The sequence below is a fragment of the Arthrobacter sp. NPDC093125 genome (genome assembly GCF_044754225.1).
Lineage (GTDB): Bacteria > Actinomycetota > Actinomycetes > Actinomycetales > Micrococcaceae > Arthrobacter.
Genome location: NZ_JBIVOQ010000001.1, coordinates 616,383 through 629,278 on the forward strand (window position 1 = coordinate 616,383; position 12,896 = coordinate 629,278).

Here is a 12,896-nt window from a genome sequence, read left to right on the forward strand (position 1 = left end):
GCCGCGAGTGCTGCGAACCACTAAATGAACGCTATTCATTTATGAGAACTATAGCGGTTTCACCCGGGCACGGGAAGAGGTCAATGGAATACTGAGGGAAAGACCGCGTGCAGAAAGGCCACGAATGCCGGCATCACCCGCCCCGGGAACCTCCGAAACGGGAGACTTGGTCGCTGCTGGCGAGCGTCCGGAGGGGCGTTCTTCCAGGCGGCTTGAAGCCGGAGCTGCCGGGGGCTCGGAGGCCGGGGCTGCCGGGGGCTCGGGGGCCGGGCGGCGCCGCGCCGGCCGCCCCGTGGGCGGGGTGCTGGACAAGGCCCGCATCACGCATGCGGCGCTGGAGCTCGTTGAGAAAAAGGGCTACGACGGCCTTACCATGGCCGCGCTGGCGAGGGCGCTGAACGTTGCGCCGTCCGCGCTGTACAACCACGTGAAGTCCAAGCGCGATGTGCTGCTCCTGGTGGAGGACCACCTCACGGCGCTGGTTGATGTGTCGGCGTTTGGAAGCGAGCCGTGGGAAGAGGCAGTGCGGACGTGGGCGTGGAGCTACCGGGACGTGTTTTCGCGGCACACGCCGCTGATCCCGGTCATCGCCGTGCTGCCGGTGACGAATGCGCCCCAGACGCTGGCCATGTACGAGACCGTGAGCGCGGCCTTCCGCGAGGCCGGCTTCCGTGAGGAGCGGATCGTTTCTTCCATCGTGGCGCTGGAGTCGTTCATCTTCGGCTCGGCCTACGACGTCACGGCGCCTGCGGACATCTTCGATTCCGGATCCATGGCCGACGCTACCCCCAGCTTTACCGGCGCCGTCCGCAGCTTGGCTGAGCAGGGCCACGATAAGCCCGCCGATGTTGCGTTCACGCTGGGGCTCGAGGCGCTGATTGCGGGGCTGGGGGCGCTGCGGGGGTAGGGGTTTTGCTTGCTGGTTCCAATGCATTAAGGATCAATTCCAGTCCATAGGCGAATTCGTTGCCGTAGTCATAGCCGGGCTGCATGACGACTTCCGTGGCGATCTCGACCATGTGTGGGTATTCCCCGGTCGCGAACCGTTCCATAATGGGACCGGCCACCTCCGCCATCGGCCCATTGCCGGCTATCGGTAGTGCGGCTTCCTGGAGGGCGAACCCGTAGATGTAGCTGTCCAGCAGCGAGTAGGCCCGGGCGGTCTGTTGCACGGTAAAGCCGGCAGCACGCAGTGCCCCCAAGGTTGCCTCGTGGTGCTTTAGGGTTGCCGGGCCGGGAGCTTTGCGGGATTCCAGCAGCCCCACCGCCCATGGATGCCGGCGCAACACTTTGCGCGCGGAGTGGGCACGGCGGCGCATCTGTTCCTTCCACTCACCTCCAGCCTCCGGTGTGTCGATCTCGGTGAAGACGAGGTCCACGAGGCCGTCAAGGATCTGGTCCTTGTTGGCCACGTAGTAGTAGAGCGTCATCGGCTTGGTGCCCATCCCCTTGGCTAGCGAACGTATCGACAGGGCAGCGATACCCTCCCGGTCTGCCAACTCCAGGGCCTTCTGGAGTACCTTCTCGCGGCTGAGCCCTGGCCTGTCCGTGCCGCCCTCGGCTGCGTCCTTCATGATGTGATCCTCTCAGCCCTTACGATTCCGTACATCGTACGATACCCTTTTCGTACAGCGTACGAAACTACCCGCAGATATCGGAAGGAACGTTATGAAAACGCAGGAGCGCTCACATCGGCAGGGCACCAGCACCGCTGGGGACATGCGCGCGATTGTCCGGGAAACCTACGGGGGGCCGGAGGTGATGCGACTCGAGCAGGTCCCTCGCTCTGCAGCTGTCAAAGGCGAGGACGTGCTCGTCCGCGTCAGGGCGGCCGGCGTCGACCGCGGAGTTTGGCACATGATGACCGGTCTGCCTTACCTGGGCCGCCTCGCTTTCGGGATCCGGAAACCGAAAGACCGGGTTCTGGGCCTGGATCTCGCTGGAATCGTAGAAGCCGTGGGTCCGGACGTGACACGGTTCGCCGTCGGCGACGCGGTCTACGGCAGCGGCCGTGGCTCCTTCGCCGAATACGCCGCTGCACCCGAGACCAAACTCGCCGCGAAGCCCCAGACCCTCTCCTTCGAGCAGGCCGCGGCGGTGCCGGTCTCCGCGGTCACTGCCCTCCAGGGCCTGCGCGCCGGGAAGGTGAGGGAGGGGCAGAAGGTGCTGGTCACCGGCGCATCCGGCGGGGTTGGCAGCTACGCGGTCCAGCTGGCCAAAGCCTACGGTGCCCACGTCACCGGAGTCTGCAGTACCGGCAAGGTCGGGTTTGTCCGCACCCTCGGCGCGGACCACGTCATCGATTACACCCGTGAGGACTTCGCAGACGCCGGCCCGTACGACCTCATCCTGGACATCGCGGGAAACCCGCCGATCTCGCACCTGCGACGCGCCCTAACCCCTACAGGAACAGCCGTCATCACCGGTGGTGAGGGCGGCGGGAAACTGACCGGAGGCCTGCACCGGCAACTCGGCGCCCTGGCGCTGTCACCCTTCATCAGCCAACGGCTGACCACGTTCCTCGGCCTGGTGCGTGCCGCCGAACTTCAGGACCTCACCCCGCTCATCGAGGCCGGCAAAATAGCGCCAGCCCTCGACCGGACCTTCACGCTCACTGAGGCTCAGGATGCCATCCGCTACCTGGAAAACGGCCAGGTGTCCGGCAAGATAGCACTCACCATCTGACTTTCCAAGCCGCGCCGGCATGGTCCGGCGCAACCCCTCACGGACCTCGCCGCAGACCTTGGTCCAGTGGCACGTCCTTAGTCCCCCTCGGCGATGTCCTCCGCCCACAGGTCCGGGTTCTTTTCCTGGAAGGTGCGCATCATGTCCACGCAGCGCTGATCATCCAGAACCACCACCTCAACGCCACGTGATCGCAAAAGGTCGAACTCGCCGTCGAACGTGCGCGCTTCACCCACCACGACCCGGGGTATCTTGAACTGGATAATGGTTCCGGTGCACATGGCACACGGGGCGAGGGTGGTGTAGAGCGTGGTGTCGCGGTAAGTCTTCTGCCGGCCAGCCGCACGAAGTGCCGACATTTCCCCGTGGGCGATGGGGTCGCCGTGTTGGACTCGTTCGTTGTGTCCGCTCGCGATGACCACACCGTCACGGGCGAGTGCTGCTCCGATAGGGATGCCGCCCTCTCTGACGCTCTTTTGGGCTGCTTGGTAGGCGGCTTCGAAAGCGGGGTCGGGGGATGCTCCTGGTTCCGGGCCGGCCATGGATTGCTGCGGTTTGTGGGTCATGCGGTCATTTTCGCACGAGGCCATTCTGCCCAACACCACTAGCAGTCTGGCTTCGTCAGCTCAGCAGTCTGGGTGAGGCCGTAGATTATTGCCCCTGCGGCCGGATGGCACCCGCGGACTCGATGGAAGGCACGGCCGTCGATAATGTCCCTTACGGTCGTTTAGCATCCCGGCATCAGGGCTTCCGGATGTAGAGGCGGGCCCGCAGAATGGGCCCATGGCCGCCACAGACGTCTTCATAGCATCGACCGGGCAGGCGGGTGTCGTCGGGCGTCTGCTCTACGACTTCAACACCGAGTTTGAAACACCTGGTCCAAGCGCCGAGGAATTCGCCGCCCGGTTCAAATTCCTCCTGGCCCGCACCGACATGCTTGTCCTCCTCTCCGGAACTCCGGTCGCCCCGACCGGTTTGGCGTTCCTGACCCTGAGGCCCACCCCGTACTACGACGGAGCCTTGGCCCAGCTCGAGGAGCTCTACGTCCAGCCCCGCCTGCGCAACCGGGGCATCGGCACGGCGTTGCTGATAGCCGCGGTCCGCGAGGTCCGTGAACGTGGCGGTGCTGAAATGCACATCAACGTCGATGAGGTGGATACCGACACCCGCCGCTTTTACGAACGCCATGGCTTCACCAACCTCCAGCCGGGCACGGATTGCCGGATGCTGTGCTATCTGCGGGAGCTCTGAAGCCGGAACCAAAGAAGCCCCCTCAGTACGTCCCCAAAGTCCCGGGTTTGCCGGGTCCGGCGTTCAGGGGGGAATGCGACCGGACCCAGCGATCCCGATGCCGAAGACGGGTGCAGAGCTTCAGCTGTGGAACTCCTCCAGCATGGGCCGTCGGCGTTGGAAATTCCGGGGCCAACCTCGGAACTGATAGACCGCTTCTCCCCTCATTCAGGGGGGAAGCAGGACCCCAGCGGCCCCGCCCTAGGTTTTCTCCAGGTTCGCGACGGCACCAGGGCCCCAGCCGCCTCAGTCCCCGTACCACCTGAGCACGCGCAGCGCCCGGAGGGTGTTCCAGCGGCTCGGACGCCCGTCGCCGTCCTCCATGGCGAAGTGGATGCGCCCAGGGTGGGTGTTCTCCAGCAGCCAGGTGCCGTCCGGCTGCTGCTTGGAGCGCACCAGCTCGACCGCCTCGCCGACCCGCTCGTCCGGTGGACCGCCGACAGCGCGGAAGTACTCCAGCCCGCGGAGCACGTCGTAAAACCAGCGCGTGGGGTACGAGAACTGCAGCCAGTCCTCGTCAACCACGGCGCCGGTGGATTTTCGCCGGAAGAGCCGGCGCTCGAGCAGGTACTCCTCCCCCCGTTTCCTCGCGGCAGCAGCTGCAGGCGACCCGCCGGCGACCCGCTCGTATTCCAGCAGGCCTTCCAGCACGTCGATGGTCGTTGAGAAGGATGACCGGGTTGAGCCGTTTTCCGCCTCGCAGTTCCAGCCGCCGTCGTCGAGCTGCTCACCGAGCAGCCGAGCCACCACGCCGTCCACGTTCTCTCCGAAATACGCTCCCAGGGCGACAGTCATGCCATTGATGCACGGCTCCACTTCACCCTGGAAGAACGGCTGGCCGCCTTCGTCCCAGCGGCTGTTCCCGCGCACAAGGGCAACGGCCCGGCGGGCCTGGTCACTGCCCGGTTCAAGGCCGAACTCACGCAGCAGCAGCAGGCTATAGGTCGTCGCCGTCCAGGGCTGCCCCGGCGCTGTTTCGTCGAACGACGCCGGGTAGTACGTGCCGCCGTCCCACTGCCCGTCGGGGCCCTGCAGCGCGAGGAGGCGGGCGCCCCAGCCATGGGCGGCAACCCGGGCGCGTTCGGCGTTCACCTCCGCCGGCGCCGCATCCTTCAGGTCGCGCAGCACCTGCCAGCGGATCGAGGGATCAGAATCGAGCAGCCAGTCGAGGACCTCCATCCCCTCAAAGTACACCGAGCGCGCCGGCGCCACGCGTGCATGATGGGAAGAACGACGGCGGGCCGTCCCCTTCCGGAGACGGCTCGCCGCCCAGCCACTCGGCAACTAGAGCCCGCGGCTCCCAGAGCCAACTCTTAGAACGTCGCGGTGTCAATCACGAAGCGGTACCGGACGTCCGAGGCCAGGACGCGCTCGTAGGCCTCGTTGATCTTGTCCGCCGGGATGACCTCGATCTCCGCGCCGATGCCGTGCTCGCCGCAGAAGTCGAGCATTTCCTGGGTTTCGCGGATGCCGCCGATCATGGAGCCGGCGAAGGACCGGCGCCCCATGATGAGGGCGAACGCGTTCACGGGGAGCGGTTCGGCTGGGGCACCCACGTTGACCAGGGCGCCGTCAAGGGTCAGCAGCTGCAGGTAGGAGCTGATGTCCACAGAGGCGCTGACCGTGTTGATGATCAGGTCAAAGGTGCCGGCCAGCGTTTCGAAAGTACCGGCGTCGGACGTGGCGTAATAGTGGTCCGCGCCCAAACGCAGGCCGTCCTCCTGCTTCTTCAGCGACTGGGACAGCACGGTGACCTCAGCGCCCATGGCGGCGGCGAGCTTGACGGCCATGTGCCCCAGCCCGCCGAGGCCGACGACGGCGACCTTCTTGCCGGCGCCGGCGCCCCAGCGGCGCAGCGGCGAAAAGGTGGTGATGCCGGCGCACAGCAGCGGCGCCGCGACGTCGAGCTCGATCCCGTCCGGGATCCTGACGACGAAGTCCTCGGTCACCACCACGTGGGTGGAGTAGCCGCCCTGGGTGACGGTCCCGTCGCGGTCGACCGCGCCGTAGGTGCCGATCATGCCGTTCAGGCAGTACTGCTCCTCGCCGGCCTGGCAGTTGGCGCACTCCTTGCAGGAGTTGACCATGCAGCCGACGCCGACCCTGTCACCGATCTTGTGCCTGGTGACCTGTGAGCCGACCTCGGTGACGATCCCGGCGATCTCGTGGCCGGGAACCAGCGGGTACTGCTGCGGGCCCCAGTCGCCGCGGACTGTGTGGATGTCCGAGTGGCAGATGCCGGCGAACTTGATCTCGATCAGAACATCGTTCGGGCCGACGGTGCGGCGTTCGATGGTCGTCGGGATGAGGTCCATGGTGGCGGACGGGGATGCGTAAGCCTTGACGGTAGTCATGGTTCTCCTGTGGTTTTACTAAAGGGGTTGATTCCATCACACCCGAAATGGGCAGGTGCAGGGAGGGCTCTGCTGAAACGGGTTCTGGCAGAACCTCCCTCCGCTTTCCGGAACCGTCGTAACGTGGCTTCATGGACAACCGAGCCGAGGTACGGCAGTTCCTCTCCACCCGCCGTGGGCGCATCACACCAGAACAGGCAGGCCTAGAACCCTACGGCGGCCGGCGCCGCGTGCGGGGACTCCGGAGGGAAGAAGTGGCCCGCCTTGCCGGGGTCAGCGTTGACTACTACACCCGGTTGGAACGCGGTAACCTCAGCGGCGTTTCGGACAGCGTGCTCGATGCAATAGCGCGTGCGCTGGAACTCGACCGCGCGGAGCACGACCACCTCTACGACCTCGCACGCACGGCCAACACGTCGGGCCGGAAGCGTGCCGCGAGCGCCGTACCCGCAGGGGTGCGTCCCGAGCTGCAGCACCTTCTTGACGCGATCACCGGAGCACCGGCATTCATCGGGAACAACAGGATGGATATCCTCGCTGCCAACACCTTGGGCTACGCCCTGTACTCCGACATGTACCGCAGCACTGCCCGCCCCGCGAACCATTCGCGGTTCATCTTCCTTGACCCCCGGTCGCACGACTTCTATACCGACTGGGAGCGGGCAGCAAGCACCAACGTCGCGATCCTCCGCCGTGAGGCCGGCCGCCACCCGCACGACAAGGGCATTGCCGAACTCGTGGGCGAACTCTCCATGCGGAGCGAGGAATTCCGCACGCGCTGGGCAGCGCACAACGTCCGGCGCCACTATGCCGGAACAAAGTTCTTCCGGCATCCGGTGGTCGGGCTGCTCGAACTGAATTACCAGGTCCTGGAACTGGAAGAGGACCCGGGGCACACCCTGACGGTCTATCCCGCCATCCCCGGCAGCCCCTCCGACGAAGCCCTCAAGCTCCTAGCCTCATGGGCAGCAACCGAGAACATCGCCGAGTCTGCGAAGGCCCACGTCCGCGGCTAGTTCCCGTCGCTTTCGATGTAAATCAAGGCTGTTATTCCCTGCGCCGACCCCCTAGGCTGTGCCTGATATCCATCCAACTCGGGAGGCTCCTGTGCATACCTCGGAAAGAACTGACCGTGCGGCTCAAGCCCGCCATCTCCAGGAAAGCCTCATCACGCAGCTGGCCAAGGGGAGGGAATGGGCCACGCCGGGCGTGGAAGCTGCCTTGCGCAGGGTGCTTAGCGGAATGGACAACGGCATAGAGGCGGCTTCCCCTCGGATCCAGGCGAGTCTGCGGGCAATTGCTGACGAACTTGCCGGTGGGGTGGAGGTGGTGACCCCCCGCCTCCATGAACGGATCGCCCGGCTCATCCCCGTCGTCGAGACCGCACCGCCGGAAGCGGTCCAGCCCGGACCCAAGCCCAGGAAGTGGTGGCTGATCATCGGTATTGCCGCGGCAGCAGCGGCCTGCGGCGTCACGCTTTGGCAGGCGATGCGCCCCGTTGACGAATCGCCAGTGGAAACTCAGGACGAGGCGCCCTACACCGAAGACCCACTGTCCCCGCCCATCCAGTAGTCACCACCGCGTACGCGGCTTAGTCCTTCGGCTGCGTCGACAGTTTCCGGCGCGTCAATGCAGGGCCGAACGATGGGGCCTTCGGGTAGGCCTGCTTCGGCAAGGGCCTGCAGCCAGCCCTGTTCCCTGCCGTGAGAATAGATTCCGGTGTTCGTACCCATGGCCAAGGCTATGTTGGTGTGGCCGTGGCCAATCGGGTGGCTCAACTGCGGATTTGGCGCCCGACACCAAATCCACGCCGACGCTGTTGCATCCGGGCGCGTCCGCACTGTGGTTCAGGAGAACTGCAGGTATGTCCGCCGATTCGAGGTCGGCCAGGTCCGGTTCCATCAGGACGCTGGACAGCACGACGCCGTCAACCTGGCGGGCGGCCAGGTTGCGGATGTTCCGGCGTTCCTTGGCGAGGTTGCCAGCGGAGTTGGTCAGCACCAGGCTCCATCAAGTGAGGTTAAACGCCTTCGGCTCTGTCCTGACCTGTTGATTATGCAGCCGTTCAAGCAAAATGAGATAGGTAGGAGCGGCAGAACCAAGGAGCAACTGGACCAAGGAGCGGACATGGAAAAGCAACTGCGGATCGGCCTATCCGTGTTGGCCCTGGCTGCGGCGCTTGCCGGCTGCGGCGGCAATCCCGGGTCGACGAGTCCCACTACGGGCGCACCGCCCGCGTCGGCCACCGCTCCGGCTCCGGGTGTGTCCACAACTGCGGCGGCGGGCGTTGAACTCAAGACCGCTACCTCGGCGGCCGGCCCTATCGTCGTGGACAAGGACGGCAAGAGCGTCTATTTCTTCGCTGAGGACGTCAAGGATTCCCCCACCAGCGCCTGCAAGGACGAGTGTGCGGCGGCATGGCCCCCAGTCACGACAAGCTCCGATGCACCCGCAGTGGAAGGCGTTACCGGCACCATCGGTACCATCGGCGCGGCCGGTGGTTCAAAGCAAATCACGATCAACGGCATGCCGGTCTACTACTATGCGAAGGATACGAAGGCCGGGGACATTCTCGGCCAGGGCGTCAACAACGACTGGTATCTGGTCAGCCCGTCCGGTGAGATGTTGAAGTCAGCCGGCGGTTACTAAGCCTGCACTCCCGGGTACCGGATCACCGGGTTCCTGACCACTCCCCGTGCCGGCACGACCGTTCCTTCATCGTTCCTCCCTGCGCGGGGCCGCCGCACCGGCCGCCTCGCGTTCGTGCTCCTCGTGTTCCAAGGCGCCTTCCGGAGGACCCTCATAGCCATGGTCTTCGTCCATCGTGACTTCGTCGAACGGGAAGGCACCGGACAGGACCTGCTCCACCTGGTCCTTGTCGATTTCCTGGGTCCAGGCGCCGATCAGCATAGTGGCCACGGCGTTGCCGGTGAAATTGGTCAGCGCCCGGGCCTCGGACATGAACCGGTCGATCCCCACGATCAGTCCCACACCCTCCACCAGGTCCGGCCGGTGCGACTGCAGACCGCCGGCCAGGGTAGCCAGTCCGGCGCCGGTGACGCCGGCGGCGCCCTTGGAGGCGATGATCATGAACACCAGCAGCGAAATCTGCTCACCGATGGACAACGGCGTGCCCAGAGCTTCCGCAACGAACAACGCGGCCATGGTCAGGTAAATGGCCGTGCCATCCAGGTTGAAGGAATAGCCCGTCGGCACTGTGATACCGACCACCGGCTTCGCGACACCCAGGTGCTCCATCTTGGCGATCAGCCGCGGCAGCGCCACCTCGGAGGATGAAGTGGAGAAAATGAGCAGATATTCACGGGCCAGATACCTCATCAGCCGGAAGATATTGACCCCGGTGACGAACTTCAGCAGACTTCCCAGTACCACGACGATGAAGACAATGCAGGTGATGTAGAAGGCGAGCATGAGGGTCGCCAGGCTGATAATCGCCTGGACGCCAGTCTGCCCGACGACGGCGGCAATGGCGCCGAAGGCACCGATGGGCGCCAGCCACATGATCATCGCCAGGATCCGGAACACGAGCGTCTGGACGGAACCGATCGCTTTGAGGATCGGCACACCGGACCGGCCCATCCGCTGGAGGGCGAAACCGACCAGCAGTGCCACAAACAGCGTCTGCAGGATGCTCCCGGAGGTCAACGAGGACAGCAGCGTGGTCGGGATGATACCCAAGATAAACTCCGTCGTTCCTGCGGCCTCCCCCTCACCGCCTCCGGCTTCGAAGGTGCCGCCCTGGACATTGAGCCCTTCACCCGGCTTAACGAGGTTGCCGACAATGAGCCCGATGGCCAGTGCGAACGTGGACATCAGGATAAAGTAGCCGAGCGCCAGACCGCCCACTTTGCCCACCGTGGCTGCCTTGGCGATCGACCCGACGCCCAGCACGATGGTGCAGAAGATGATCGGGGCGATCATCATCTTGATCAGCGCGATGAAACCGTCGCCCAACGGCTTCAGCGCCTGCGCAAAGCCCGGCGCCACCAGACCAAGCACAGCGCCCAGCACGACGGCTGCGATCACCGCCACATAGAGAACATGGGTCCTGTCCTTCTTCTTCCTCGCCTCGGGGGGAGATGTTGCACCGCCCGCAGGGACCTGCGCCGAGGATGACATCGGAAGCCTCCTTAAGATCCGGTGAACTGCTCGATGTCTACTAATGTCCCACTGTGGAAACGGGATCACCATGGTGATACGTGAGATAGTCCCGGGCGCGTCTGGTTTCTTGGGTGCGGGAGTTCCCGCAGCTACTTCTGCGACCGGTGGTGGTCCATGAGCAGCTTGGCCATGGTCCTGGCGCGGCCAGCGGCGCGGGAGTCGCCCTCGGCCGCGGCGACGATGGCTCCCTTGATCAAGATGTGAATAGACCAGGCGAAATCGTGCGGGTCGTTGAGCCCGGCCGATTCCGCGAGTTCGGCGATCTGTTGCCGCGTTCTGTCCAGGTACTGGATGCTCGCTTTCCCGAGGGGGTGGTCGGAACCCATTTCCATCAACACGTGCAGGAAGGAGCTGACCTGGGCCGCGCCCTCGCGGAACCAGTCGTCGAAGACGTCGAAGATGGTCAGCATGGCTGCCTCGTCCGTGGTCCCGTGGCGGGCGATTGCGTTCTCGATGGCGACCGTGCGTTCCCGGTACCACTGCTCGAGGAAAGCCAGCACGACATCGTCCTTGGAGCGGAAGTGCCTGTAGAAGGTTGCCTTGGCCACGCCTGATGCGCGGATCAGTTCATCGACTCCGACGTCGCGGATCCCGCGACGGGCGAACAGCTGGTAAGCCGCGGCAACGATCTTCTCCCGAGGACCGTCCGTTACAGGGCGCCTTGGCTGTTCAGCCCGGCTTGCTGGAGTTTCCACACACGGATAATACACAATCTCGCCGCACCAAGACAGACCGGTCTGTCTAGCGCTTCCGGACATCCCCTACTAGGGCGAGAACGCTATCGATTGCCTGCAGAACGTCCGGTGGGAAGGCTTGGTCGGCAGTCAGGCAAAACCAGTTGGTCGTGCAAGCAGCCGCATGTATTCAGGTGATGCCCCTTGGGGCTACTATGACGTCATCACTCCGTCCATTTATTTATGGGGAGAAATGAATACTTCTCGGATGGTCGCCGGAACCACGCTCTTGGCGCTAATGCTCACGGCATGCTCCGGCCCGCAACCCCAGGCAGCACCGACAGTCTCAGTTGCACCCGCATCGGCCCCGAGCGCAAGACCCACCCCCAATGCGGCCCCTGCCGGCAATGAAAACGAACGCGGTCAGGTGGTCCAGGAGATCGGTGAAACGGCCGTACTAGTTACCGACGGATATGACGCCCCTCCTACGATGACCTTCAAGGTGACGTCGATTGAGCCGGTCAAATGCGACGCACCTAACGCACCCCGGCCACATGGAGTTGCCATCGCGGTATCCGTTGAGATCGTCACCTCCCCAACGTTTTCGGGACCACTGGTTGTCAATGGCCAGCCAGGGATGATCAGTTTCCGCCCGCACTACTGGAACGGCTACGCCTCCAACGGCACGCAGATGAACACCGTTGAGTCTCCTATCGAGCACGGCTGCCTTGCCGACAGAACTAAGCTTCTGCCCGACTATTTTGGTAAAGACCGAAAGCTGAACGGGTTGGTCATCCTTGATGTGACGACGCCGACCGGCGAGGTTGCCTTCGTTCCCAACGGCATTGGGGGCTGGGCCTGGGAGTACCCCGGGGATGAGTCGGAAACCAGGATAGGACCGGCCTGACGAAATTTAACTGGCATGCGCGGGCATCGATGAGCCGGGAGTAGCCCGTTCATTAAAACTGCGGGTCTACGGGTATGGCACAGCGGAAAGGTGTCGACCTAGGCGCCATTCAAGGCTGTCCACCTCGATGTATAGGATCGGGACCGTGCTCCGGCGGAAGAGACGCCGGCGCTGTTCGACGCGCCCTTCCCCTTGAAGGTAGGCGCGCATGACGAGGCAGAGCCGACGAAGCTCGGCTTCTTTCTCCGCCTCCTCGTCGTCTTCGTCGAAAAGGATGGTCTGGACGTTCAGCTCAGGGACGAGGGCGTCCATCCACGTGTAGCTGGCTCGGATAACAGCTGTGCGCTCATTGTCGGAGCGGTTGCTCACATGGACGCCGTGCAGCCGGGCGTCATCGCTGGAGCTAACGTTTGCCACGGCGAAGTTCTCGTCGAACACCTCAGCAACGACCCGATGGAGCATGGCTTTGATGTCGATGGTCATGATGAAAGTCTCTCAGGCGCCGCAACGGACGGATTATTACCAGCATCCGCAGGACGAAACCCGGAACCGCACCGCCCTCTGCAACGCCCAAACCGTGGAAACATGCATTAGATGCACGGAACCTACTGCGATAAGGAATCGGCAGGGCAAATTCAAGCTTGACGTCAGATCGTCATGTTCGTCGCATCTCGTGTCTGACCCTGCTGAAACGGGCCAGTTCCTTCATGCATGGGAGTTCTCGCAGCTACTTCCACTCCCGTGTGGGTTAGACGCCGATAACCAATGTTATGTAAAGCTGAACCCGGCGAATCGCATCAGGTG

Annotated in this window: 14 protein-coding genes and 1 pseudogene; 7 read left to right on the top strand and 8 right to left on the bottom strand. The window is 64.1% G+C overall.

What is annotated here, in order from left to right:
• Positions 1–124: 124 nt before the first annotated feature.
• A complete protein-coding gene (locus tag ACIP9X_RS02865; RefSeq protein WP_400478201.1) occupies positions 125–907 on the top strand; it encodes a TetR/AcrR family transcriptional regulator in 783 nt (260 codons plus the stop codon).
• Here the strand turns inward: ACIP9X_RS02865 and ACIP9X_RS02870 are convergent.
• Entirely contained in the window at positions 855–1,574 is a 720-nt protein-coding gene (locus ACIP9X_RS02870; RefSeq protein WP_400478202.1) for a TetR/AcrR family transcriptional regulator, read from the bottom strand. The genes ACIP9X_RS02865 and ACIP9X_RS02870 overlap by 53 nt on opposite strands.
• 94 nt (positions 1,575–1,668) lie before the next feature.
• Between ACIP9X_RS02870 and ACIP9X_RS02875 the strand changes: the two genes are divergently transcribed.
• Positions 1,669–2,685 (top strand): NAD(P)-dependent alcohol dehydrogenase, encoded by a 1,017-nt coding sequence (locus ACIP9X_RS02875; RefSeq protein ID WP_400478203.1) that lies wholly within the window; start codon positions 1,669–1,671, stop codon positions 2,683–2,685.
• A 77-nt stretch (positions 2,686–2,762) separates the two neighbouring features.
• On the opposite strand, the gene ACIP9X_RS02880 is transcribed toward ACIP9X_RS02875, so the two are convergent.
• Positions 2,763–3,251 carry a nucleoside deaminase gene (locus ACIP9X_RS02880; RefSeq protein WP_400478204.1) on the bottom strand — a complete coding sequence of 163 codons (489 nt, stop codon included), beginning with the start codon at positions 3,249–3,251 and terminating at the stop codon, positions 2,763–2,765.
• Positions 3,252–3,468: 217 nt separating this feature from the next.
• Between ACIP9X_RS02880 and ACIP9X_RS02885 the strand changes: the two genes are divergently transcribed.
• On the top strand, positions 3,469–3,936 hold the full coding sequence (locus tag ACIP9X_RS02885) for a GNAT family N-acetyltransferase (protein WP_400478205.1): 468 nt from the start codon (positions 3,469–3,471) through the stop codon (positions 3,934–3,936).
• Between the two features lie 285 nt (positions 3,937–4,221).
• On the opposite strand, the gene ACIP9X_RS02890 is transcribed toward ACIP9X_RS02885, so the two are convergent.
• Positions 4,222–5,154, bottom strand: a complete 933-nt coding sequence (locus tag ACIP9X_RS02890) for a hypothetical protein (RefSeq protein WP_400478529.1) — start codon at positions 5,152–5,154, stop codon at positions 4,222–4,224.
• Positions 5,155–5,288: 134 nt separating this feature from the next.
• Complete coding sequence (locus tag ACIP9X_RS02895) at positions 5,289–6,329, bottom strand: NAD(P)-dependent alcohol dehydrogenase (RefSeq protein ID WP_400478206.1); 1,041 nt, start codon at positions 6,327–6,329, stop codon at positions 5,289–5,291.
• A gap of 131 nt (positions 6,330–6,460) precedes the next feature.
• Here ACIP9X_RS02895 and ACIP9X_RS02900 point away from each other — a divergent pair, with 131 nt between their 5' ends.
• A complete protein-coding gene (locus tag ACIP9X_RS02900; protein WP_400478207.1) occupies positions 6,461–7,345 on the top strand; it encodes a helix-turn-helix transcriptional regulator in 885 nt (294 codons plus the stop codon).
• Positions 7,346–7,436: 91 nt separating this feature from the next.
• Entirely contained in the window at positions 7,437–7,901 is a 465-nt protein-coding gene (locus tag ACIP9X_RS02905) for a hypothetical protein (RefSeq protein WP_400478208.1), read from the top strand.
• Positions 7,902–7,966: 65 nt separating this feature from the next.
• Here the strand turns inward: ACIP9X_RS02905 and ACIP9X_RS02910 are convergent.
• A pseudogene (locus tag ACIP9X_RS02910) lies at positions 7,967–8,339 on the bottom strand (substrate-binding domain-containing protein); the annotation flags it as partial.
• A gap of 117 nt (positions 8,340–8,456) precedes the next feature.
• Between ACIP9X_RS02910 and ACIP9X_RS02915 the strand changes: the two are divergent.
• Positions 8,457–8,978 carry a hypothetical protein gene (locus ACIP9X_RS02915; RefSeq protein ID WP_400478209.1) on the top strand — a complete coding sequence of 174 codons (522 nt, stop codon included), beginning with the start codon at positions 8,457–8,459 and terminating at the stop codon, positions 8,976–8,978.
• A gap of 66 nt (positions 8,979–9,044) precedes the next feature.
• Here ACIP9X_RS02915 and ACIP9X_RS02920 read toward each other — a convergent pair whose 3' ends face one another.
• The gene (locus tag ACIP9X_RS02920; protein ID WP_400478210.1) at positions 9,045–10,469 is read right to left on the bottom strand and encodes a cation:dicarboxylate symporter family transporter; all 1,425 of its coding nucleotides are present in this window, start codon (positions 10,467–10,469) and stop codon (positions 9,045–9,047) included.
• Between the two features lie 131 nt (positions 10,470–10,600).
• Positions 10,601–11,206: a TetR/AcrR family transcriptional regulator gene (locus tag ACIP9X_RS02925; protein ID WP_400478211.1), complete on the bottom strand. Its 606-nt coding sequence runs from the start codon at positions 11,204–11,206 to the stop codon at positions 10,601–10,603.
• A 247-nt stretch (positions 11,207–11,453) separates the two neighbouring features.
• Here ACIP9X_RS02925 and ACIP9X_RS02930 point away from each other — a divergent pair, with 247 nt between their 5' ends.
• Positions 11,454–12,092, top strand: a complete 639-nt coding sequence (locus ACIP9X_RS02930; protein WP_400478212.1) for a hypothetical protein — start codon at positions 11,454–11,456, stop codon at positions 12,090–12,092.
• A gap of 66 nt (positions 12,093–12,158) precedes the next feature.
• Here the strand turns inward: ACIP9X_RS02930 and ACIP9X_RS02935 are convergent, their stop codons facing one another.
• Positions 12,159–12,575, bottom strand: coding sequence for a hypothetical protein (locus tag ACIP9X_RS02935; protein WP_400478213.1), 417 nt, complete (start codon positions 12,573–12,575; stop codon positions 12,159–12,161).
• Between the last annotated feature and the right edge of the window lie 321 nt (positions 12,576–12,896).

Coding starts and splice junctions, on each gene's coding strand:
- ACIP9X_RS02865 (WP_400478201.1), top strand. CDS start 125: ATGCCGGCATCACCCGCCCCGGGAACCTCCGAAACGGGAGACTTGGTC.
- ACIP9X_RS02880 (WP_400478204.1), bottom strand. CDS start 3,251: ATGACCCACAAACCGCAGCAATCCATGGCCGGCCCGGAACCAGGAGCA.
- ACIP9X_RS02915 (WP_400478209.1), top strand. CDS start 8,457: ATGGAAAAGCAACTGCGGATCGGCCTATCCGTGTTGGCCCTGGCTGCG.
- ACIP9X_RS02935 (WP_400478213.1), bottom strand. CDS start 12,575: ATGACCATCGACATCAAAGCCATGCTCCATCGGGTCGTTGCTGAGGTG.
- ACIP9X_RS02900 (WP_400478207.1), top strand. CDS start 6,461: ATGGACAACCGAGCCGAGGTACGGCAGTTCCTCTCCACCCGCCGTGGG.
- ACIP9X_RS02885 (WP_400478205.1), top strand. CDS start 3,469: ATGGCCGCCACAGACGTCTTCATAGCATCGACCGGGCAGGCGGGTGTC.
- ACIP9X_RS02890 (WP_400478529.1), bottom strand. CDS start 5,154: ATGGAGGTCCTCGACTGGCTGCTCGATTCTGATCCCTCGATCCGCTGG.
- ACIP9X_RS02895 (WP_400478206.1), bottom strand. CDS start 6,329: ATGACTACCGTCAAGGCTTACGCATCCCCGTCCGCCACCATGGACCTC.
- ACIP9X_RS02870 (WP_400478202.1), bottom strand. CDS start 1,574: ATGAAGGACGCAGCCGAGGGCGGCACGGACAGGCCAGGGCTCAGCCGC.
- ACIP9X_RS02875 (WP_400478203.1), top strand. CDS start 1,669: ATGAAAACGCAGGAGCGCTCACATCGGCAGGGCACCAGCACCGCTGGG.
- ACIP9X_RS02930 (WP_400478212.1), top strand. CDS start 11,454: ATGGTCGCCGGAACCACGCTCTTGGCGCTAATGCTCACGGCATGCTCC.
- ACIP9X_RS02920 (WP_400478210.1), bottom strand. CDS start 10,469: ATGTCATCCTCGGCGCAGGTCCCTGCGGGCGGTGCAACATCTCCCCCC.